Source organism: Geodermatophilus sp. URMC 63, assembly GCF_053502565.1.
This window is the reverse complement of record NZ_CP199956.1, coordinates 689977-710324: the sequence shown is the minus strand read 5'-3', so window position 1 is coordinate 710324 and position 20348 is coordinate 689977. Positions and strand designations below refer to the sequence as shown.

25 protein-coding genes are annotated in these 20348 nt (G+C 75.3%); 20 read left to right on the top strand and 5 right to left on the bottom strand.

The genetic code is table 11. The features are described from left to right. Positions 1–40: 40 nt before the first annotated feature. From map to truA, 10 genes are all read left to right on the top strand, one after another. Positions 41–844 carry a type I methionyl aminopeptidase gene (map, locus tag ACWIZO_RS03405; RefSeq protein ID WP_448641137.1) on the top strand — a complete coding sequence of 268 codons (804 nt, stop codon included), beginning with the start codon at positions 41–43 and terminating at the stop codon, positions 842–844. A gap of 254 nt (positions 845–1098) precedes the next feature. Beyond that, positions 1099–1320 carry a translation initiation factor IF-1 gene (infA, locus tag ACWIZO_RS03400; RefSeq protein ID WP_012950459.1) on the top strand — a complete coding sequence of 74 codons (222 nt, stop codon included), beginning with the start codon at positions 1099–1101 and terminating at the stop codon, positions 1318–1320. Between the two features lie 73 nt (positions 1321–1393). Continuing rightward, entirely contained in the window at positions 1394–1507 is a 114-nt protein-coding gene (gene rpmJ, locus ACWIZO_RS03395) for a 50S ribosomal protein L36 (RefSeq protein ID WP_012950458.1), read from the top strand. 14 nt (positions 1508–1521) lie between these two features. Then, positions 1522–1902: a 30S ribosomal protein S13 gene (gene rpsM, locus ACWIZO_RS03390; RefSeq protein ID WP_012950457.1), complete on the top strand. Its 381-nt coding sequence runs from the start codon at positions 1522–1524 to the stop codon at positions 1900–1902. A gap of 99 nt (positions 1903–2001) precedes the next feature. Next, the gene (rpsK, locus tag ACWIZO_RS03385) at positions 2002–2409 is read left to right on the top strand and encodes a 30S ribosomal protein S11 (protein ID WP_012950456.1); all 408 of its coding nucleotides are present in this window, start codon (positions 2002–2004) and stop codon (positions 2407–2409) included. Between the two features lie 35 nt (positions 2410–2444). Further along, entirely contained in the window at positions 2445–3071 is a 627-nt protein-coding gene (gene rpsD / locus ACWIZO_RS03380; protein WP_091108653.1) for a 30S ribosomal protein S4, read from the top strand. A gap of 162 nt (positions 3072–3233) precedes the next feature. Beyond that, complete coding sequence (locus ACWIZO_RS03375) at positions 3234–4310, top strand: DNA-directed RNA polymerase subunit alpha (protein ID WP_106275278.1); 1077 nt, start codon at positions 3234–3236, stop codon at positions 4308–4310. A 149-nt stretch (positions 4311–4459) separates the two neighbouring features. Then, entirely contained in the window at positions 4460–5155 is a 696-nt protein-coding gene (gene rplQ / locus ACWIZO_RS03370; RefSeq protein ID WP_448641136.1) for a 50S ribosomal protein L17, read from the top strand. After that, entirely contained in the window at positions 5152–5532 is a 381-nt protein-coding gene (locus ACWIZO_RS03365; protein WP_448641135.1) for a hypothetical protein, read from the top strand. Before rplQ ends, ACWIZO_RS03365 begins: the two co-directional genes overlap by 4 nt. Before the next feature lie 61 nt (positions 5533–5593). Then, positions 5594–6388 carry a tRNA pseudouridine(38-40) synthase TruA gene (gene truA / locus ACWIZO_RS03360; RefSeq protein ID WP_448641134.1) on the top strand — a complete coding sequence of 265 codons (795 nt, stop codon included), beginning with the start codon at positions 5594–5596 and terminating at the stop codon, positions 6386–6388. A gap of 7 nt (positions 6389–6395) precedes the next feature. On the opposite strand, the gene ACWIZO_RS03355 is transcribed toward truA, so the two are convergent. After that, positions 6396–7058, bottom strand: coding sequence for an NAD(P)-binding oxidoreductase (locus ACWIZO_RS03355; protein ID WP_448641133.1), 663 nt, complete (start codon positions 7056–7058; stop codon positions 6396–6398). A 29-nt stretch (positions 7059–7087) separates the two neighbouring features. Beyond that, on the bottom strand, positions 7088–7690 hold the full coding sequence (mobA, locus tag ACWIZO_RS03350) for a molybdenum cofactor guanylyltransferase (protein ID WP_448641132.1): 603 nt from the start codon (positions 7688–7690) through the stop codon (positions 7088–7090). A gap of 41 nt (positions 7691–7731) precedes the next feature. On the opposite strand from mobA, the gene fdhD reads away from it, so the two are divergent. Further along, a complete protein-coding gene (gene fdhD / locus ACWIZO_RS03345) occupies positions 7732–8559 on the top strand; it encodes a formate dehydrogenase accessory sulfurtransferase FdhD (protein ID WP_448641131.1) in 828 nt (275 codons plus the stop codon). Positions 8560–8699: 140 nt separating this feature from the next. Here the strand turns inward: fdhD and ACWIZO_RS03340 are convergent, their stop codons facing one another. From ACWIZO_RS03340 to moeA, 3 genes are read right to left on the bottom strand one after another with little or no spacing between them, the layout of a single operon-like run. Then, positions 8700–9194: a MogA/MoaB family molybdenum cofactor biosynthesis protein gene (locus tag ACWIZO_RS03340; protein ID WP_448641130.1), complete on the bottom strand. Its 495-nt coding sequence runs from the start codon at positions 9192–9194 to the stop codon at positions 8700–8702. Next, positions 9191–9661 (bottom strand): cyclic pyranopterin monophosphate synthase MoaC, encoded by a 471-nt coding sequence (gene moaC / locus ACWIZO_RS03335; RefSeq protein WP_448641129.1) that lies wholly within the window; start codon positions 9659–9661, stop codon positions 9191–9193. Before moaC ends, ACWIZO_RS03340 begins: the two co-directional genes overlap by 4 nt. Beyond that, positions 9658–10851 (bottom strand): molybdopterin molybdotransferase MoeA, encoded by a 1194-nt coding sequence (moeA, locus tag ACWIZO_RS03330; protein WP_448641128.1) that lies wholly within the window; start codon positions 10849–10851, stop codon positions 9658–9660. Before moeA ends, moaC begins: the two co-directional genes overlap by 4 nt. A gap of 163 nt (positions 10852–11014) precedes the next feature. On the opposite strand from moeA, the gene ACWIZO_RS03325 reads away from it, so the two are divergent. The 9 genes from ACWIZO_RS03325 (at position 11015) to ACWIZO_RS03285 (ending at position 20348) form a co-directional block, all read left to right on the top strand. Next, entirely contained in the window at positions 11015–11515 is a 501-nt protein-coding gene (locus ACWIZO_RS03325) for a beta-class carbonic anhydrase (RefSeq protein WP_448641127.1), read from the top strand. 222 nt (positions 11516–11737) lie between these two features. After that, positions 11738–12181 (top strand): 50S ribosomal protein L13, encoded by a 444-nt coding sequence (gene rplM, locus ACWIZO_RS03320; RefSeq protein WP_446757356.1) that lies wholly within the window; start codon positions 11738–11740, stop codon positions 12179–12181. Next, entirely contained in the window at positions 12178–12597 is a 420-nt protein-coding gene (rpsI, locus tag ACWIZO_RS03315; RefSeq protein WP_448641126.1) for a 30S ribosomal protein S9, read from the top strand. Before rplM ends, rpsI begins: the two co-directional genes overlap by 4 nt. Positions 12598–12608: 11 nt before the next feature. Beyond that, a complete protein-coding gene (gene glmM, locus ACWIZO_RS03310) occupies positions 12609–13952 on the top strand; it encodes a phosphoglucosamine mutase (protein ID WP_448641125.1) in 1344 nt (447 codons plus the stop codon). Between the two features lie 177 nt (positions 13953–14129). Then, positions 14130–16004, top strand: a complete 1875-nt coding sequence (glmS, locus tag ACWIZO_RS03305) for a glutamine--fructose-6-phosphate transaminase (isomerizing) (protein ID WP_448641124.1) — start codon at positions 14130–14132, stop codon at positions 16002–16004. A gap of 141 nt (positions 16005–16145) precedes the next feature. Continuing rightward, positions 16146–16541: a holo-ACP synthase gene (locus ACWIZO_RS03300; RefSeq protein WP_448641123.1), complete on the top strand. Its 396-nt coding sequence runs from the start codon at positions 16146–16148 to the stop codon at positions 16539–16541. Beyond that, positions 16538–17992, top strand: a complete 1455-nt coding sequence (locus ACWIZO_RS03295; RefSeq protein WP_448641122.1) for an NAD(P)H-hydrate dehydratase — start codon at positions 16538–16540, stop codon at positions 17990–17992. Before ACWIZO_RS03300 ends, ACWIZO_RS03295 begins: the two co-directional genes overlap by 4 nt. Beyond that, complete coding sequence (gene alr, locus ACWIZO_RS03290) at positions 17989–19128, top strand: alanine racemase (RefSeq protein WP_448641121.1); 1140 nt, start codon at positions 17989–17991, stop codon at positions 19126–19128. Before ACWIZO_RS03295 ends, alr begins: the two co-directional genes overlap by 4 nt. After that, a complete protein-coding gene (locus ACWIZO_RS03285) occupies positions 19128–20348 on the top strand; it encodes an alpha/beta fold hydrolase (protein ID WP_448641120.1) in 1221 nt (406 codons plus the stop codon). Before alr ends, ACWIZO_RS03285 begins: the two co-directional genes overlap by 1 nt.

Below are 20348 nucleotides of genomic sequence, written 5' to 3'. Positions count from 1 at the left end.
CCTGACCCGCCTCCCGCTGCTGGCGAAGTGGAGTGGACGCATGATCCAGATCAAGACGCCGCACGAGATCGAGCTGATGCGCGCCTCCGGCCTGGTGACGGCCGGGGCGATCGCCGCCGTCACGGCGGCCGTCCGCCCCGGTGTCAGCACGAAGGAGCTCGACGCCGTCGCCGAGGACCACATCCGGTCCCACGGCGCGGTGCCGAACTTCCTCGGCTACCACGGCTTCACCGGCACGATCTGCGCGTCGATCAACGACGAGATCGTGCACGGGATCCCCGACCCCGACCGGCGGCTGGCCGAGGGCGACAACATCTCCATCGACTGCGGTGCGATCCTCGAGGGCTGGCACAGCGACTCGGCGGTGACCGTCACGGTGGGGGAGCCGTCGGCAGAGGACGCCGCGCTGCTGGAGGTCACCGAGCGCTCGATGTGGGCGGGGCTGGCCCGGGCCGTCGCGGGCGGCCGGCTCACCGACATCAGCGCCGCCGTCGAGTCCGTCGTCACCGCCGAGGCGCACCCCTACGGCATCGTCGACCACTACGGCGGCCACGGGATCGGCACCGAGATGCACCAGGACCCGCACGTCCTCAACTACGGGCGGCCGGGGCGCGGGCCGCGGCTGGTGCCGGGCCTGGCGCTGGCCATCGAGCCGATGGTGACCGTCGGCGACCCGGCCACCGCCGAGCTCGACGACGGCTGGACCGTGGTCACCAAGGACGGCTCGCGGGCCGCCCACTTCGAGCACACCGTCGCCATCACGCCCGAGGGGCCCTGGGTCCTGACGGCGGTGGACGGCGGCGTCGCGGGGCTCGCCCCCTTCGGGATCACCCCCCGCACCTGACCTCTCTGCGGGGGCCTTCCGGTGTGACGGAGGGCGGGTTGGAGGGGCCCGCGACAGCGGGGTACAGTGAACAACGGCGTTCGCGCCGTCCTGTCGTCGTGCTGTGGCCGCGCGGCGCGGGACGCCCTCGCGGGAGCGCCTGCACCAGTTGTCCCGCAAACCACCGTGTACGACCCCGCCGGGCCCCGGCATGGTCGCACGCGATCCAGCACCACACCGGAATGCACCACCGAGTCAGGGAGGCCGTGTCGGGCATGGCGAAGAAGGACGGGGCCATCGAGGTCGAGGGTCGCGTCGTCGAGCCGCTGCCCAATGCGATGTTCCGGGTCGAGCTGCAGAACGGACACCGGGTGCTCGCCCACATCAGCGGCAAGATGCGCCAGCACTACATCCGCATCCTGCCGGAGGACCGCGTCGTCGTGGAGCTCTCGCCCTACGACCTGACCCGCGGTCGCATCGTCTACCGCTACAAGTGACCGCCGCCGGCGCGGGGTGCCTCCGGGTGCCGTGCGGGCGGCCATCGATCGACAGGAATGAGGGGCGGCACCGGTGAAGGTCCAGCCGTCGGTGAAGAAGATCTGCGACAAGTGCAAGGTGATCCGCCGGCACGGCCGGGTCATGGTCATCTGCGACAACGCCCGCCACAAGCAGCGGCAGGGCTGAGGGAGTACCTGGACATGGCACGACTGGCCGGCGTCGACCTGCCCCGCGACAAGCGGATGGAGATCGCGCTCACCTACATCTACGGCATCGGCAAGACCCACGCCAAGGAGACCCTGGCCGCGACGGGCGTCAGCCCCGACCTGCGCGTCCGGGACCTCGGCGACGAGGACCTGCTGAGGCTGCGCGACTACATCGACGAGCACTTCCGCGTCGAGGGTGACCTGCGCCGCGAGGTGGCCGCCGACATCCGCCGCAAGGTGGAGATCGGTTGTTACCAGGGCCTGCGCCACCGCCGCGGGCTGCCCGTCCACGGTCAGCGCACCCGCACCAACGCGCGCTCGAGCAAGGGCCCGCGCAAGACCATCGCCGGCAAGAAGAAGGCCGGCAAGAAGTAAGCCGTGAGGCGCGTCGTCGCACGACCCGTGAGGGCGGGAGCGACGGCGCGCCGCTCGTGCTCACCTGGCCACTGATCGTCAGAAGGAAACCGGAGAGACATGCCTCCCAGGGCTCGCGCCGCGGCTGGTGCCAAGAAGGTCCGCCGCAAGGAGAAGAAGAACGTCGCCCACGGCGCCGCGCACATCAAGAGCACGTTCAACAACACGATCGTGTCGATCACCGACCCCACCGGCAACGTGATCAGCTGGGCGTCCGCCGGCCACGTCGGCTTCAAGGGCTCCCGCAAGTCGACGCCGTTCGCCGCCCAGATGGCTGCCGAGAACGCCGCGCGCAAGGCGCAGGAGCACGGCATGCGCAAGGTCGACGTCTTCGTCAAGGGCCCCGGCTCCGGCCGCGAGACCGCGATCCGCTCGCTGCAGGCCACCGGCCTCGAGGTCGGGCAGATCCAGGACGTCACCCCGCAGCCGCACAACGGCTGCCGCCCCAAGAAGCGCCGCCGGGTCTGACCGGCCACTGACGAGAAGAACGAGGAGTACCTGACGTGGCCCGTTACGCCGGAGCCGACTGCCGCATGTGCCGGCGCGAGAAGATGAAGCTGTTCCTCAAGGGCAGCAAGTGTGAGTCCCCGAAGTGCCCGATCGAGATCCGGCCCTACCCGCCGGGCGAGCACGGCCGGGGCCGCAGCAAGGACAGCGAGTACCTCCTGCAGCTGCGCGAGAAGCAGAAGGCCCGCCGCATCTACGGCGTCCTCGAGAAGCAGTTCCGCGGCTACTACGAGGAGGCCAACCGCAAGACCGGCAAGACCGGTGAGGTCCTGCTGCAGATCCTCGAGTCGCGGCTGGACAACGTCGTGTACCGGGCCGGCTGGGGCGAGAGCCGCGACATGGCCCGCCAGCTGGTCAAGCACGGCCACATCCGCGTGAACGGCCGCAAGGTCGACATCCCGTCCTACCGGGTGAGCGCGAACGACATCGTCGAGGTCGCCGAGAAGTCGCGGCGGATGGTGCCCTTCGAGATCGCCCAGGCCCGCGCCGGCGAGCGGCCCGTGCCGCCGTGGCTGGAGGTCATCAGCGGCCAGCTGCGCGCCGTCGTGCACAGCGTCCCGGCCCGCCAGGTGATCGACACCCCGGTCCAGGAGCAGCTGATTGTGGAGCTCTACTCCAAGTAGCAGGAGGACCCCCTTGCCCCCACGCCACGCTCCGTGCGGCGCGGGTCCCTGCAAGGGGGCCGAACGACGGCCCCGGCGGGCGGACGGATGTCCGCCGGGGCCTGCACCACCCCCCTCACGGCGTCATATGGCGGGCGCCGGAGGACCCTGAGGAGAACACCCATGCTCATCGCACAGCGCCCCACGCTGACCGAGGAGACCATCTCCGAGCAGCGCTCGCGGTTCGTCATCGAGCCGCTGGAGCCCGGCTTCGGCTACACCCTCGGCAACTCCCTGCGCCGGACGCTCCTGTCCTCGATCCCCGGTGCGGCCGTGACCAGCATCCGGATCGAGGGGACCCTGCACGAGTTCACGACCGTGCCCGGGGTCAAGGAGGACGTCACCGAGATCATCTTGAACCTCAAGGGCCTGGTGGTCAGCTCCGACTCCGACGAGCCGGTCACCATGTACCTGCGCAAGCAGGGTCCCGGTGAGGTCACCGCCGCCGACATCGCGCCGCCGGCCGGTGTCGAGGTGCACAACCCCGACCTGCACATCGCCACCCTCAACGGCAAGGGCCGCCTCGAGGTCGAGCTGGTGGTCGAGCGGGGCCGCGGCTACGTGCCGGCGCCGCAGAACAAGCAGCCCGGCCAGGAGATCGGCCGCATCCCGGTCGACTCCATCTACTCGCCGGTCCTCAAGGTCACCTACGCCGTCGAGGCGACCCGCGTCGAGCAGCGCACCGACTTCGACCGCCTGGTCGTCGACGTCGAGACCAAGCCGTCGATCGCCCCGCGCGACGCGATCGCCTCGGCCGGGTCCACGCTGGTCGAGCTGTTCGGTCTGCTGCGCGAGCTCAACGTCGACGCCGAGGGCATCGAGGTCGGCCCCAGCCCCGCCGAGGCAGCCGACATCGCGAACTTCTCGATGCCGATCGAGGACATGGACCTCACCGTCCGGTCCTACAACTGCCTCAAGCGCGAGGGCGTGCACACCGTCGGGGAGCTGGTCACCCGCTCGGAGGCCGACCTCCTCGACATCCGCAACTTCGGGGCCAAGTCCATCGACGAGGTCAAGATGAAGCTGGCGGCCATGGGCCTGGCGCTCAAGGACAGCCCGCCCGGGTTCATCCCGACCTCGGTCGAGAGCTACGACGAGGGCTACGAGACCGACGCCTACCACGGCACCGGCGAGTACGGCGCCGAGTACGGCCAGGTCCAGTACGACGACGGCTCCTACCAGGAGACCGAGCAGCTCTGAGGCTGCACCGGCCGAGCGGCGGGGCGACCCGCCGCCCGGCCGGGCCGCGTGGGCCCCGGATCCGGCGGCCCGCCACACTGATCAGCGACGACAGCACCACCTGGATGCGACCGGCAGCCGCCCGCCCGGCCGCGTGAGGAAGGACCGACATGCCCACCCCCACCAAGGGCCCCCGTCTCGGCGGATCCCCCTCGCACGAGCGGCTGATGCTGGCCAACCTGGCCACGTCGCTGTTCGAGCACGGGCGGATCACCACCACCGAGGCCAAGGCGAAGCGGCTGCGCCCGTACGCCGAGAAGCTGGTCACCTTCGCCAAGCGCGGCGACCTGCACGCGCGGCGCCAGGTGATGACGGTCATCCGCGACAAGGACGTCGTCCACCACCTGTTCGCCGAGATCGGCCCGCGCTACGAGAACCGGTCGGGCGGCTACACGCGCATCACCAAGGTCGGCCCGCGCAAGGGTGACAACGCGCCCATGGCGGTCATCGAACTGGTCGAGGGTCTGACCGTGGCCCAGGCGGCCGTGGGCGAGGCCGAGCGCGCCCGGGGCACCCGCTTCGCCGCGGGCGCCGGTGCCGCCTCCGCCGCCGGTGAGGTCACCGCCGACGCGGTGGAGGCCGCCGACACCGACACCGACACCGCTGCGGACGACGCCGCTCCCGTCGCCGTCGACGAGGACGCCGACGAGGCCACCGCGGCGGACGCCGTCGCTGCCGACGAGGCCGCTGCCGACGAGGCCGCTGCCGACGAGGCCGCTGCCGACGAGGCCGTGGCCACCGACGAGGCCACCGACGCCGTCGCCGCCGACGCCGAGTCCCCCGGGGACACCGGCGGCACACGGTGAGCGACCGCGAGGCCGGCGAGGGCGGCAACGCCGGCGCGGTCGGGGTCCCCGCCAGCGGCGGTGACCAGTCGGCCACCTCCGTCGGCGAGACGACCGGGCCCGGTGGCGACACCTCGCCGGCCGTCACCGGTGGCGACGTCGACCCCGAGGCGCAGGAGATCGTCCGCGACCTCTACAACCCCGACGGCGACCGCCAGGACGAGAACGACGTCCGGCCGGAGCCGCAGCGCGAGAACGCGGCCGTCGTCGAGGACCCGGCGCTGTCCCCGGACGTGGCCCGCGCGGCCGCCGCTGAGATCGAGGCCGCCGAGCTGGGCGACGCGGCCACCTCCGGCACCCTGGCGCCGGGCGGCGAGTCCGCGCCCGACCCCGAGTGAGCGGTCGCTGAGCACTCCAGCACCCCACGACGAGCCCGCCCCCGACCCCGGGGGCGGGCTCGTGCGTCTCCGGCTGCAGGTCGCCTACGACGGCACGGCGCTGTCCGGGTGGGCTCGCCAGCCGGCCCGCCGCACGGTGCAGGGCGAGCTCGAGGAGGCGCTGGCGCGGGTGCTGCGCTGCCCGGTCGAGCTGACCGTCGCCGGGCGCACCGACGCCGGCGTGCACGCCACCGGGCAGGTGGCGCACGCCGACGTCCCCCGCGCCGTCTGGGAGGAGCAGCGCGGGCGGCTGGTCCGGCGGCTGCGCGGCGTCCTGCCGCCCGACGTCGCCGTCCCCGCGGTGGACGAGGCGCCGCCGGACTTCGACGCCCGGTTCGGCGCGCTGGCCCGGCACTACGTCTACCGGCTCAGCGACGCCGACGGCGGACCGCCGCCGCTGCGCCGCGCCGACACCGTCGGCTGGCCGCGCCGGCTCGACGCCGCGGCCATGGGCCGCGCGGCACGCCTCCTGCCCGGGGAGCACGACTTCGCCGCCTTCTGCCGCCGCCGGGAGGGCGCCACCACCATCCGGACGCTGCTCGCGCTCGTGGTGGCCCGCGAGGACGACCTGGTGACCGTCTCCGCGTCGGCCGACGCCTTCTGCCACTCGATGGTGCGCAGCCTCGTCGGCGCGCTGCTCGCGGTGGGGGAGGGGCGGCGGCCACCGGAGTGGCCGGCCGGCCTGCTCGGCCGCGCCGAGCGCGCCGGGGACGTCGGCGTCGCCCCACCCGGCGGGCTGACGCTGGTGCGGGTCGACTACCCGGCCGACGCCGACCTCGCCGCCCGCGCGCTGGTCACCCGGGCCCGGCGGGCCTGAGCGCCGCTCACGGCAGGGCGGCGACCGCCTCGGCGATGGGCGTGGGGCCGCTCACCAGCTCGACGACCTCGTCGGTCTTGCCCGCGTCGAGCAGGGCGAGGAGGACCGCGGCGACGTCGTCCCGGGGGACCTCGCCGTACTCGACGCCGTGCCTGAGCGTGACCTGCCCGGTGCCGGGGTCGTCGGTGAGCCGGCCGGGCCGCAGGATCACCGTGTCGAGGGCGGGGCGGGGCAGGATCGTGTCCTCGGCGGCCAGCTTGGCCTGCAGGTAGACGGCGAACACCGGGTCCATGCCCCGCGGCGTCCCCTGCCGGGCCTGCTCGACGCCCATCGAGGACACCAGCAGGTACGGGCGGACGCCGGCCCGCTCGGCGGCGTCGGCGAGCAGCACCGCGGCGCCCCGGTCGACGGTGTGCTTGCGGGCCCCGCCGCTGCCCGGGCCGGCGCCGGCCGCGAAGACGACGGCGTCGGCGCCCCGGACGGCGTCGGCCACCTCGTCGACCGACGCGGACTCCAGGTCGAGCACGATGGGCGTGACGCCGTCGGCCTCGAGGTCGGCGGCGTGGTCGGGGTTGCGGACGATGCCGAGGACGGTGTCGCCGCGCCCGGCCAGCAGCCGGCCGAGGCGGCGGGCGACCTGTCCGTGGGCACCGGCGATGGCGACGCGCATGGCCGGTGCCTACCCGCCGGCCGGCCCGGTCACCCCCGGTCGGGCTCCCCGGCGGCGGCGCGGGCGCGGGCGAGGTCGGCCGGGGTGTCGCAGTCGGTCCACGGCGGTGGCCGCCCCGGCTCGCGGGGCGGGTGCCAGCGGGTCACCGACAGGGGCGCGACGAGCCGGCGGACCGAGGTGGGCCCGCCGGTGGCACCCAGCGCCCTCCGCAGGGCCGCGGCCCGCCAGAGCCCGAGCAGCAGCTGGTCGCGGCCGGTGTCATCGACGACGAGCACGCCGTCGTCGACCAGCCGCCCGCGCAGGTCGCGGACCAGCTCCGGGGGCACGAACGGCAGGTCGCCGGCGAGGACGGCGACCACGTCGGTGTCGACGGCGGCCAGGCCGGCGCGCAGTGCGGCGACCGGGCCGCCACCGGGGGGCTGCTCGCGGACGACGGCGACGCCTGCGGGCACCGGCTGCGGCGGGCCGACGACCACGCGCGGCTCGGCGTCGGGGACGGCCGCGAGCACGGCGGCGAGCAGGGTCCGGCCGCCCACCTCCAGCTGGGGCTTGGCGCGCCCGCCCAGGCGCGCCGCGCGGCCGCCGGCGAGCACCACCGCCGCGTAGGGCGGGAGCGGGGCGGCCGGGGTCACGAGGCGACCGTAGGGGCCGGGCGTGGGTACCGTCGCCCCCCGTGGGACGAGTCACCAGCCGCACCCCGGTCCTGCGCATCCGGGGTCCCCTGCGCACCACCCGGCCCGACACCGTGGCCGCGGAGGAACCCCTGGAGATCCGCCTGGGCGGGTCGCCGCTGGCGGTCACCATGCGCACCCCCGGCGCGGACTTCGACCTGGTGCACGGCTTCCTGGCCACCGAGGGCGTCATCACGGGCATCGAGGACGTCGCCGGCCTGCGCTACTGCAACTCCGTCGACGACCAGGGCCGCAACACCTACAACGTCGTCGACGTCGACCTGGCGCCCGGCGTCGACCCGCCCGACACCGCGCTGGACCGCAACTTCCTGACCTCGAGCTCGTGCGGGGTGTGCGGCAAGGCCAGCATCGACGCGATCCGCACGCGCACGCGGCACGACGTCGCCGCCGACGCCACCCGGCTGGAGCTGGCCACCCTGCTGGCGCTGCCCGACCGGCTGCGCGCGGAGCAGGAGGTGTTCGACCGCACCGGTGGGCTGCACGCGGCCGGGCTGTTCACCGCCGACGGCGAGCTCGTGGTGCTGCGCGAGGACGTCGGCCGGCACAACGCGGTGGACAAGGTCATCGGTGATGCGGTGCGCGAGGGCCGGGTGCCTTTGTCCGGGCACGTGCTCGTGGTGAGCGGGCGGGCCAGCTTCGAGCTGACCCAGAAGGCGGCGATGGCCGGCATCCCGGTGCTGGCGGCGGTGTCGGCGCCCTCGTCGCTGGCGGTGGAGCTGGCCGCCGACGTCGGCATCACCCTGGTCGGTTTCCTGCGCGGCGACGGCTGCAACGTCTACACCCGCCAGGAACGCATCCTCCTCGACTGAGGCCGCCGTGCCCTCGACCGGAGCCGCCCCGCGAGGCGGTGGCCCGTCGGCGGGCCCGGAGGGTCCCCGGCGGGTCGCCGGAGGGGGCTCAGCGCAGGCCGGGACGGCACGTGGCCGCGGTGGAGGCCGGTAGGCCGACGTCAGGCATGGTCGCCGCCGCGGAGCTGGGACACCACGTGGGGGAGCAGCGGGCCGAGGACGGCGAGGCCGTCCCGCACCCCGCCGGTCGACCCCGGCAGGTTGACGACCAGGGTCCGCCCCGCGGTGCCGGCGATCCCGCGGGAGAGCACCGACGTCGGCACCTGCTCCTCCCCGGCCCGGCGGACGGCGTCGGCGATGCCCGGCGCCTCCCGCTCGACGACGGCGCGGGTGGCCTCGGGCGTGACGTCGGTGGGGGACAGCCCGGTGCCGCCGGTGGTGAGGACGACGTCCGCGCCTGATGCCACCGCCTCGCGGATCACCGCGGCCAGCGTCTCGACGTCGTCCGGGCGCACGTGCGGCCCCTCGACGGCGAACCCCAGCGCGCGCAGCCCCTCGGCCAGCGCCTGCCCGCTGCGGTCCTCGTAGACGCCGGCCGAGGCGCGGTTGGACGCGGTGACGACGACCGCCCGCGCGTCCGGGGGCAGTTCGCTCACCGCCGCCACTCCCCGCTCTTGCCGCCGGACTTGGCCAGCAGCCGCACGTCAGTGACCGACGCCCGCGGGTCGACGGCCTTGACCATGTCGATGACGGTCAGCCCCGCGACGGCGACCGAGGTCAGCGCCTCCATCTCCACGCCGGTGCGGTCGGCGGTGCGCGCCGTCGCGGTGATCTCCACGGCGTCGTCGGTGACCTCGACGTCGACGGTGACCCCGTGCAACGCGATCGGGTGGCACAGCGGCACCAGGTCCGGCGTCCGCTTGGCCCCGGCGATGCCGGCGATCCGAGCGACGGCGACCGCGTCGCCCTTGGGCACGCCCCGGCCGCGCAGCAGCGCGACCACCTCGGGGCTGACCAGCACCCGCCCGGCGGCGGTGGCCTCGCGGGCGGTGACGGGCTTGGCGGAGACGTCGACCATCCGGGCCGCGCCCGTCTCGTCGACGTGGGTGAGGCGATCGCTCACTGGAGGGCTCCCTCGATCAGGACGACGTCGACCGTGGCGCCGGCGGGCAGCTCGGTGACGTCCTCGGGCACGACGACCAGGCAGTTGGCGCGGGCGAGGTGGGCGACCAGGTGGGAGCCGGGCCCGCCGACCTGCGACACCCGCCCGGCGTCGTAGCGGCCGCGCAGGAACTGCCGGCGGCCGGCGGGGGAGCGCAGCGGCGCGGTGAGCACCGCGGGGGCGCGCAGCCGGTCGGGCGCCGCGTGGCCCAGCGCCCGCCGCAGCGCCGGCCGGACGAACACCTCGAAGGACACGAACGAGCTCACGGGGTTGCCGGGCAGGGTCACCACCGGGACGCCGTCGACCGTGCCGGCCCCCTGCGGGCCGCCGGGCTGCATGGCGACCTTGCCGAACTCGACGGTGCCTAGCGTCCGGAAGGCGTCCTTGACCACCTCGTAGGCGCCGGCGCTCACCCCGCCGCTCGTGACCAGCAGATCGGCGTCGGCCAGCTCGCTGCGCACCGTGGTGAGGAACTGGTCGACGTCGTCGGGCACGAAGTGCAGCCGCCGGGCTCCGCCGCCGGCGTCCTCGACCGCGGCGCACAGCAGCAGCGAGTTGGACTCGTACACCTGCCCGGGCAGCAGCGGCTCGCCCGGCTCGACCAGCTCGCTGCCGGTGGAGAGCACCAGCACCCGCGGGCGGCGGCGCACCCACAGCGTGCGGACGCCGACCGCCGCGGCCAGTCCGAGCTGCGCGGCGCCCAGCGGGCTGCCGGCGGTCAGCGCGACGGTGCCCGCGGCGATGTCCTCCCCGGCGTGGCGCAGGTGGGTGCCGGGAGCGGGCGCGTCGCGGATCTCGACCACGTCGGTGGCGGCGTCGGTGAGCTCCACCGGGACGACGACGTCGGTGCCCGGCGGCAGCAGCGCGCCGGTCATGATCCGCTGCACCGTGCCCGGGACGAGCGGGACGACGTCGGTGCGGCCCGCGGGGACGTCGTCGGCGACCGGGAGCCGCACCGGCAGCCCGGTCAGCTCGGCGGAGCGGGCCGCGTAGCCGTCCATCGCGGAGTTGTCGAAGCCCGGCAGCGGCACCGTCGAGGACACGTCACGTGCCAGGACGCGCCCGTGTGCCGCGACGAGGGGCACCTCCTCCTCGCCGAGCGGCGCGAGCAGGGCGGCCACCGCCGCCTGGTGTTCCTCGACCGTGCGCACCCGGCCATCCTGGCGGATGCGGCAGCGACCGGCCGCGGCCGCCCGGGTCGCAGCACCGTGCGGGTCGCCCCCGGGTCGCGGGCATAGGAAGCTCTCCCCACGTCCGCACGTCGGCAGACGTGCGGAGAGCCTCCTATGCCCCCGAGCGCGAGAGGAGCCACGCGTGGCCGAGTACGAGCGGATGCTGGCCGCCAACGAGGAGTGGGCGCGGGACTTCCGCGGCGAGTTGCCGGTGGCGCCGAAGCGGAAGGTCGCCGTCGTCGCGTGCATGGACTCGCGCATGCCGCTGTTCCCGCTGCTGGGTCTCGACGTCGGGGACGCGCACGTCATCCGCAACGCGGGGGGCGTCATCACCGACGACACCATCCGCTCGCTGACGATCTCCCAGCACCTGCTGGGCACCCGGGAGATCGTGCTGGTGCACCACACCGACTGCGGGCTGCAGAAGACCGACGACGCCTCCTTCGCCGACCTCGTCGAGCAGGCCACCGGTGTCCGCCCACCGTGGCCGGCGCGTGCCTTCACCGACGCCGACGACGACGTGCGCGAGTCCATCCGGCTGCTGCAGGAGAGCCCGTTCCTGCTGTCCAAGGACGTCTGCGGCACCGTCTACGACGTCACCACCGGCCGGCTGCACCAGGTGGAGCCGGCGCCGGGCGCCTGAGCTGCCCCGACGCCGCACCCGGCCCGCCGCCCGTGGCGGCGACGCGGGCCGGGTGCACGGCGTCGCTGCGCCGGTCGCCGCCTGCCGGGCCGCTGCTGACCGGCTGGTATCGTCGTCGGCTGGTGCGCAGCCGCCGGCTGGTGCGCGCGCGCCGTTCCGCCTCCCGTGCTCGGTGAGGCGATCCCACCAGCCGCCCCGACGACGACGGAGGACACGAGCGCCGTGCGCACGTACTCACCCAAGCCCGGCGAGATCACCCGGGCGTGGCACGTCATCGACGCCACCGACGTGGTGCTCGGTCGACTCGCCAGCCAGGTCGCGACCCTGCTGCGCGGCAAGCACAAGCCCCAGTTCGCGCCCCACCTGGACGCCGGCGACTTCGTCGTCGTCGTGAACGCCGGCAAGATCGCCCTCACCGGCTCCAAGCGCGACCAGAAGACCGCCTACCGGCACTCGGGCTACCCGGGCGGCCTGAGGGCGATCAACGTCGGCGACCAGCTGCGCACCCACCCCGACCGGGTGGTGGAGCGCGCCGTCAAGGGCATGCTGCCGCACAACAGCCTCGGCCGGCAGATGATCAAGAAGCTGAAGGTGTACGCGGGGCCGGAGCACCCGCACGCCGCCCAGCAGCCCCAGACCTTCGAGATCAAGCAGGTGGCCCAGTGACCACGCCCATGACCGTGACCGACGCCGAGGGGCGTCCCGTCCAGACCGTCGGCCGGCGCAAGGAGGCCGTCGTCCGCGTGCGGCTCGTGCCGGGCACCGGCCAGTTCCGCCTCAACGGCCGGACCCTCGAGCAGTACTTCCCGAACAAGGTGCACCAGCAGCTCATCCGCGAGCCGTTCGTCACCCTCGAGAAGGCCGAGCAGTACGACGTCGTCGGCCTCCTCAAGGGCGGCGGCGTCACCGGCCAGGCCGGCGCGCTGCGCCTGGCCATCGCCCGCGCCCTCATCGAGGTCGAGGCCGACGACCGCCCCGCCCTGAAGAAGGCCGGCTTCCTCACCCGCGACGCGCGGGTCAAGGAGCGCAAGAAGTACGGCCTGAAGAAGGCCCGCAAGGCGCCTCAGTACTCGAAGCGCTGACCGGTACGGCCGTGGGTCGCCTCTTCGGGACCGACGGCGTCCGGGGTCGGGCCAACGCCGACCTCACGCCGGAGTTGGCTCTCTCGGTGGCCCGCGCGGCCGCCGGTGTGCTCGCCGACCGCGACGGGACCACGCGTCCCGTCGCGGTCGTCGGCCGGGACCCCCGCGCCAGCGGGGAGATGCTCGAGGCCGCCGTCGTGGCGGGTCTGGCCAGCGCGGGCGCCGAGGTCCTCCGCGTGGGCGTGCTGCCCACCCCCGCCGTCGCCTTCCTCACCGCCTCCAGCGGCGCCGATCTCGGCGTCATGATCTCGGCGAGCCACAACCCGATGCCCGACAACGGCATCAAGCTGTTCAGCCGCGGCGGGCACAAGCTGCCCGACGCGGTCGAGGCCGCCATCGAGCGGACCGTCCTCGCCGGCGACGGCGCCGGCGTGCGCCCCACCGGGGACGGCGTCGGCCGGGTCCGCGACCTCGCCGGCGGCGCCGAGGACTACGCCGCGCACCTGCTCGCGACGCTGCCGGCCCCCGTCTCGGGGCTGCGCCTGGTCGTCGACTGCGCGCACGGGTCGGCGGCCGCCTGCGCGCCCGACGTGTACCGCCGTGCCGGCGCCGACGTCACCGTCATCGGCGGCGAGCCCGACGGCTGGAACATCAACGACGGGATCGGCTCCACCCACCTGGGGCCGCTCACCGAGGCCGTGCGCAGCCTGGGCGCCGACCTCGGCATCGCCCACGACGGCGACGCCGACCGCTGCCTGGCGGTGACCGCCGACGGCGAGGTCGTCGACGGCGACGCGATCCTCGCGGTGTGCGCGCTCGGCCTCAAGGAGCGCGGCGAGCTCGCCCAGGACACCGTCGTCGCCACGGTGATGAGCAACCTCGGCTTCCACCACACGATGCGCGACGCCGGCATCGCGGTGCACACCACCGCCGTCGGCGACCGCTACGTGCTCGAGGCGCTGCGCGCCCGCGGGCTGAGCCTGGGCGGCGAGCAGAGCGGCCACCTGGTCTTCCTCGACCACGCCACTACCGGCGACGGCCTGCTCACCGGCCTGTCGCTGCTCTCCCGCATGAGCGGCACCGGCGCGTCGCTGGCCGAGCTGGCCTCGGTGGTGCAGCGGCTGCCCCAGACACTGGTCAACGTCCCGGTGCGCGACCGGATCGCCGTCGTCGAGAGCGACGCGGTGGCCGGCGCGGTCAACGCCGTGGAGGAGGAGCTCGGCGACCACGGCCGCGTGCTGCTGCGCCCCTCGGGCACCGAGCAGCTGGTGCGCGTGATGGTCGAGGCGCCCACGCAGGAGCAGGCCGACGAGATCGCCCAGCGCCTGGCCGCCGTCGTCGCCGCCGTCGACTGAGGGAGGACCCCTCTGCCCCCACGCCTCGCAGGCTCAGCGGAGGGACCCTGCGGAGGAGCCGGCCCGGGGACGCGTCGCCGTGGGACGGCTGGGACGGCTGGGGGTCACGGTGCCGGACGGCGGTGACACGGCCCGGGCAGGACGGAGCGGTCCGCCACTGCCGGTAACCTCGGACAGATGTGCGGCATCGTGGGTTACGTCGGTCCGCAGAACGCTCTGGACGTCGTCCTGGAGGGTCTGCGCCGACTGGAGTACCGCGGGTACGACTCCGCGGGTGTGGCGGTCCGGGTCGACGGACCGGGGTCGGGTGAGCTGAGCGCGGCCAAGAAGGCCGGCAAGCTGGCCAACCTGGAGAAGGTGCTGGCCGACCAGCCGCTGCCGGCGGCGACGCTGGGGATCGGGCACACGCGGTGGGCCACGCACGGCGGGCCGACCGACCGCAACGCCCACCCACACCTGTCCGCGGACGGGCGGGTCGCGGTGATCCACAACGGGATCATCGAGAACTTCGCCGCGCTGCGCGCCGAGTGCGAGGACGCCGGCGTCGAGTTCCTCTCCGACACCGACACCGAGGTCGCCGCGCACCTGCTGGCCCGCGCCTACGACGAGCTGCCGGCGGGTCCCGACCGGCTGGCCGGGGCGCTGCGGGCGGTCAGCCGCCGGCTGGAGGGCGCCTTCACCCTCGTCGCCGCGCACGCCGACGAGCCCGACACCCTCGTGGCCTCCCGGCGCAACAGCCCCCTCGTGGTCGGCGTCGGCGACGGCGAGTACTTCCTCGGCTCCGACGTCGCGGCGTTCATCTCGCACACCCGCGAGGCCCGTGAGCTCGGCCAGGACCAGGTCGTCGAGATCGACCGCAGCCGCGGGCTCACGGTCACCGACTTCCACGGCACCGTCGTCGAACCGGTCGCCTACACCGTCGACTGGGACGCCGCCGCCGCCGAGAAGGGCGGCCACGACTGGTTCATGCTCAAGGAGATCGCCGAGCAGCCGCAGGCGGTCGCCGACACCCTGCTGGGCCGCCTCGGCGACGAGGGCGAGCTCGTCCTCGACGAGGTGCGGCTGTCCGACCAGGAGCTGCGCGACGTCGACAAGGTCTTCGTCGTCTCCTGCGGCACGAGCTACCACGCCGGCCTGATCGCCAAGTACGCCATCGAGCACTGGACCCGCATCCCGGTCGAGGTCGAGGTGGCCAGCGAGTTCCGCTACCGCGACCCGGTGCTCGACCGCTCCACGCTGGTCGTCGTCATCAGCCAGTCCGGCGAGACGATGGACACCCTCATGGCGCTGCGCCACGCGCGCGACCAGAAGGCCCGCACCCTGGCCATCTGCAACGTCAACGGCTCGACCATCCCGCGGGAGTCCGACGCCGTCCTCTACACCCACGCCGGGCCGGAGATCGCCGTCGCCTCGACCAAGGCGTTCCTCGCCCAGATCGTCGCCTGCTACCTGGTCGGCCTCTTCCTCGCCCAGATCCGCGGCATCAAGTACGCCGACGAGGTGGGCGCGATCGTCGAGGACATCCGCGGGCTGCCCGACGCGGTGAGCAGCGTGCTCGACCGGATGGAGCCCGTCCGCGAGCTGGGCCGCTCCCTCGCCGACGCCGACACGATCCTCTTCCTCGGCCGGCACGTCGGGTTCCCGGTGGCCCTGGAGGGCGCGCTGAAGCTCAAGGAGCTCGCCTACATCCACGCCGAGGGGTTCGCCGCCGGTGAGCTCAAGCACGGGCCGATCGCGCTGATCGACCAGGGCACGCCCGTGGTGGTCGTCGTCCCGTCGCCGCGGTCGCGGGAGTCGGTGCACGGCAAGGTGGTCTCCAACATCCAGGAGGTCCGGGCCCGCGGGGCGCGCACCATCGTGATAGCCGAGGAGGGCGACGAGGACGTCGTCCCCTACGCCGACCACCTGATCCGGGTGCCGCGCACGCCGACCCTGCTCGCGCCGGTGGTCACCACCGTGCCGCTGCAGGTGCTGGCCTGCGAGATCGCCGCCGCCCGCGGGTACGACGTCGACCAGCCGCGCAACCTGGCCAAGAGCGTCACCGTCGAGTAGGCCCGGGTGGGGGCGCGCCACGATCAGGGAACCTGATCGTGGCGCGTCCTCCCCGACCGCCCACGGGGAGGGAGGACGCGCTGCGGTGAGGGAGGACGTCCCGGGACGGCGGACGGCGCACCCACACGGCAGACTGGGCGGGTGATCATCGGGGTGGGGATCGACGTGGTCCCCGTGGCCCGGTTCGCCGAGTCACTGGTCCGCACCCCGGGTCTGCGCGACCGGTTGTTCACCGAGGCCGAGCAGCGGACCCCCTCGGGGGGGAACCGCACGCCGGAGTCGCTGGCCGCGCGGTTCGCCGCCAAGGAGGCCCTGGCCAAGGCGCTGGGTGCACCGGCCTCGCTGCGCTGGCACGACGCCGAGGTCGTCGTCGGTGACCGCGGCCGGCCCCACCTCGACGTGCGCGGCACCGTCGCCGAGCGGGCCGCGGCGCTGGGGATCAGCACGTGGCACCTCTCCCTCAGCCACGACGGCGGGATCGCCTCCGCCGTGGTCGTCGCCGAGGGCGGCCTCGCGCAGGGGCGGCAGGACCGGTGATCGGCCTGTCCACCGTGGCCGAGGTCCACGCCGCCGAGGACGTGCTGCTGGCCCGCACCCGCGAGGGCGCGCTCATGCAGCGGGCGGCCACCGGCCTGGCCACGATCTGCCTGCGGCTGCTCGGCCGGGCCCACGGCTCCCGCGTCACCGCGCTGGTGGGCGGCGGCAACAACGGCGGCGACGCGCTGTTCGCCGGCGCCTCCCTGGCGGCCCGGGGCGCCCGGGTGACCGCCGTCCTGCTCGACCCGGACCGGGCGCACCCCGCCGGGCTGGCCGCGCTCCGGCGCGCCGGCGGCCGGGTGAGCGGCACCGGGGACCCCGACGGGCTCGACCGCGCCGACCTGGTGCTCGACGGCATCGTCGGCATCGGCGGCCGCGGTGGCCTGCGACCGGCCGCGGCCGCGCTGGCCCGGCGGGCGGCCACCGGTCCGGGGCTGACCGTCGCCGTCGACGTCCCCAGCGGGGTCGACGCCGACACCGGTGCGGTCCAGGGGGAGGCGTTCGCCGCCCTGCACACGGTCACCTTCGGCGCGGTCAAGCCCGGACTGGTCGTCGGCGAGGGCCGCGGGTGCGCCGGCACCGTCCACCTGGTCGACATCGGCCTCGGCCCGCACCTCACCCGGCCGCGGGCGCACCAGCTCACCGACGCCGACGTCGCCGCGCACCTGCAGCCCCCGGAGCCGGGCGACGACAAGTACTCCCGCGGGGTGGTCGGCGTCGTCGCCGGCTCGTCGGTCTACCCGGGTGCCGCGGTGCTGTGCACGGGCGCGGCGCTGCGCACCCGGGCCGGGCTGGTCCGCTACGCCGGCACGGCCGCCGACGGCGTCCGCGCGGCCTGGCCCGAGGCGATCGTCACCGACGGCCGGCCCGCCGACGCCGGCCGCGTGCAGGCCTGGGTGGCCGGCCCCGGGATGGGCACCGACGACGCCGCCCGCAGCGTGCTCGCCGAGGTGCTGGCCACCGACCTGCCGGTGGTCGTCGACGCCGACGCGCTGACGATCGCCGCCCGCGAGCCGGACCTGGTGCGGGGGCGGAGCGCGCCCACGGTGCTCACCCCGCACGACCGCGAGTTCGAGCGCTTCGGCGTCCCGGTGGGCGCCGACCGGATCGGCAGCGCCCGCCGGCTGGCCGCCGACCTCGGCGCCGTCGTGCTGCTCAAGGGCGACGCCACCGTCGTCGCCGCGCCCGACGGGACGGCGTACGTCAACGCCACCGGCACCTCAGCGCTGGCCACCGCGGGCACCGGCGACGTGCTGTCGGGGATCCTCGGCGCGCTGCTGGCCACCGGCACGCCCGCCGCGGAGACCGCCGCGGCCGCCGCCCACCTGCACGGCCGCGCCGGGCAGCTGGCCGGCGAGCGCGGGCCGCTCATCGCCGGGGACCTGGTGCGGCGACTCCCCGAGACGGTGGGCCGGGTGCGTGAGGGCCGCCTGCGAGACTCGGGGGCGTGAGCGAGCGAGCAACCCGGGCCGAGGTGGTCGTCGACCTCGACGCGATCGCGGCCAACACCGCCGCACTGCGCGAGCGGGTCGGCCGGCCGCTGATGGCGGTGGTCAAGGCCGACGGCTACGGGCACGGCCTGGTGCCCGCCGCCCGGGCGGCGCTGGCCGGGGGAGCCGACGCGCTCGGCGTCGCCGTCCTCGAGGAGGCGCTGGCGCTGCGGGCGGCGGGTGTCACCGCCCCGGTGCTCGCCTGGCTGCACGCTCCTGGCACCGACCACGCCGCCGCGCTCACCGCCGACGTCGAGGTGTCGGTCAACGCCGAGTGGGGACTGGCCGAGGTGGTCGCGGCGGCCCGCGCCACCGGTCGCCCCGCCCGGCTGCACCTGTGCGCCGACACCGGGCTGTCCCGCGAGGGCGCCACCGGCAGCGACTGGCCCGGCCTGGTCGCCGCCGCCGCGCGGGCCGCGGCCGACGGCGACGTCACCGTCGTCGGGCTGTGGAGCCACATGGCCTACGCCGACGCCCCGACCCACCCCACGATCGGTGCGCAGGTGCGCGTGTTCGAGGAGGCCGTGGCCATCGCCCGGGCGGCGGGGCTGACCGACGCCCGGCTGCACCTGGCCAACTCCGCGGCGACCGTCGCCCTGCCGGAGACCTGGTACGACATGGTCCGCCCCGGCATCGCCCTCTACGGCCTGGACCCGCTGGGCGGCGACCCCGCGGCCCACGGGCTGCGGCCGGCGATGACCGTGCGCGCCACGGCGGCGCTGACCAAGCGGGTGCCGGCCGGCGTCGGCGTCTCCTACGGCCACACCTACTCACCCGAGCGCGAGACCACCCTGCTGCTGGTGCCGGTCGGCTACGCCGACGGCGTGCCGCGGGCCGCGGGCAACCGCGCGCCGGTGCTGGCCGGTGGCGCCCAGCGGAGGATCGCCGGGCGCGTGTGCATGGACCAGTTCGTGCTCGACGTCGGCGACGCGGAGGTGCGGCCCGGCGACGAGGTCGTGCTCTGGGGGCCCGGGGACCGCGGCGAGCCCACCGCGCAGCAGTGGGCCGACGCGGTCGACACCATCCACTACGAGCTGGTCACGCGGGTCGGCGGGCGCTTCACCCGCCGCCACGTCGGGACCGCGGGGGCGGTCTGATGGCACGGGCGCAGAGGTCCGCGTCGCCCGGGAAGCCGGCGCACCCGGCCCGGTCGGCGGTCGCCGGCGCGCTGTCGCGCCACCCGGTGGCCGGCGTCGCCGGCACCGTGATCGGCCTCGCGGCGGCGACGGCGGCGGTCGGCGTCACCGTCGCGCGCATCGCCACGCGGCGGGTGCGGGCCGACCGGCTCACCCCGGCCGGCGCCCTGCCCGAGGGCGCCAGCGACGCCGACCTGCGCGAGGACGACCCGCTCGGGCCGGCGTCCCGGCGGGCCGACCGCACGGCGCTGGTGCAGGCCGACGACGGCGTGCTGCTGGCGGTGGAGGAGATCGGCCCGCTCGACGCGCCGCTGACCGTCGTCTTCGTGCACGGCTACTCGCTGTCGATGGCCTCCTGGACCTACCAGCGGCGGTCCCTGGCCGCGGCGCTGGCCACCGCCAACGGCCACCGCCCCGACGTCCGGCTGGTCTTCTACGACCAGCGGGGGCACGGCTCCTCCTCGCGCGGGCCGGCCGAGCACTCGACCATCGAGCAGCTGGCCCGTGACCTGGCCGCCGTGCTGGAGACGCGGGTGCCCTCGGGGCCGGTCGTGCTGGTCGGGCACTCCATGGGCGGCATGACGGTCATGGGCCTGGCCGACGTCCACCCGGAGCTGTTCGGCCCGGAGGTGGTCGGGGTCGCGCTGGTGTCGACGTCGAGCGGCAACCTCGCCGACCTCGACTTCGGGCTGCCGGAGTTCCTGACGCGGGTGCGGACCGCCGTGCTGCCGATCGCGGCCTACACGATGCGCCACCGGCCGGTCTTCGCCGAGCGCACCCGCCGGCTGGCCGCCGACGTCGTCTCGGCCGCCACCCGCGCGCTGTCGTTCGCCTCCACCGACGTCGACCCGCGGCTGGGCCGCTACGTCGACGCGATGATCGCCGGCACGCCGGTCGACGTGATCGCGGAGTTCTACCCGGCGCTGGCCGGCCTGGACGAGACCGGCGCGCTCGCGCCGCTGGCGCGGGTGCCCGTCCTCGTCCTCACCGGCGACCGGGACCGGATGATCCCCATGGCGCACAGCGAGCTGCTCGTGGAGCACCTGCCCGACGCGGAGCTGGTGGTCGTGCCGGACGCCGGTCACCTCGTGCCGCTGGAGAAGCCCGAGGAGGTCACCGCGGCCCTGTCGCGGCTGATCCGCCGGGTGGCCGCCGAGACCGCCGGCCGGCCGCGGGACTGA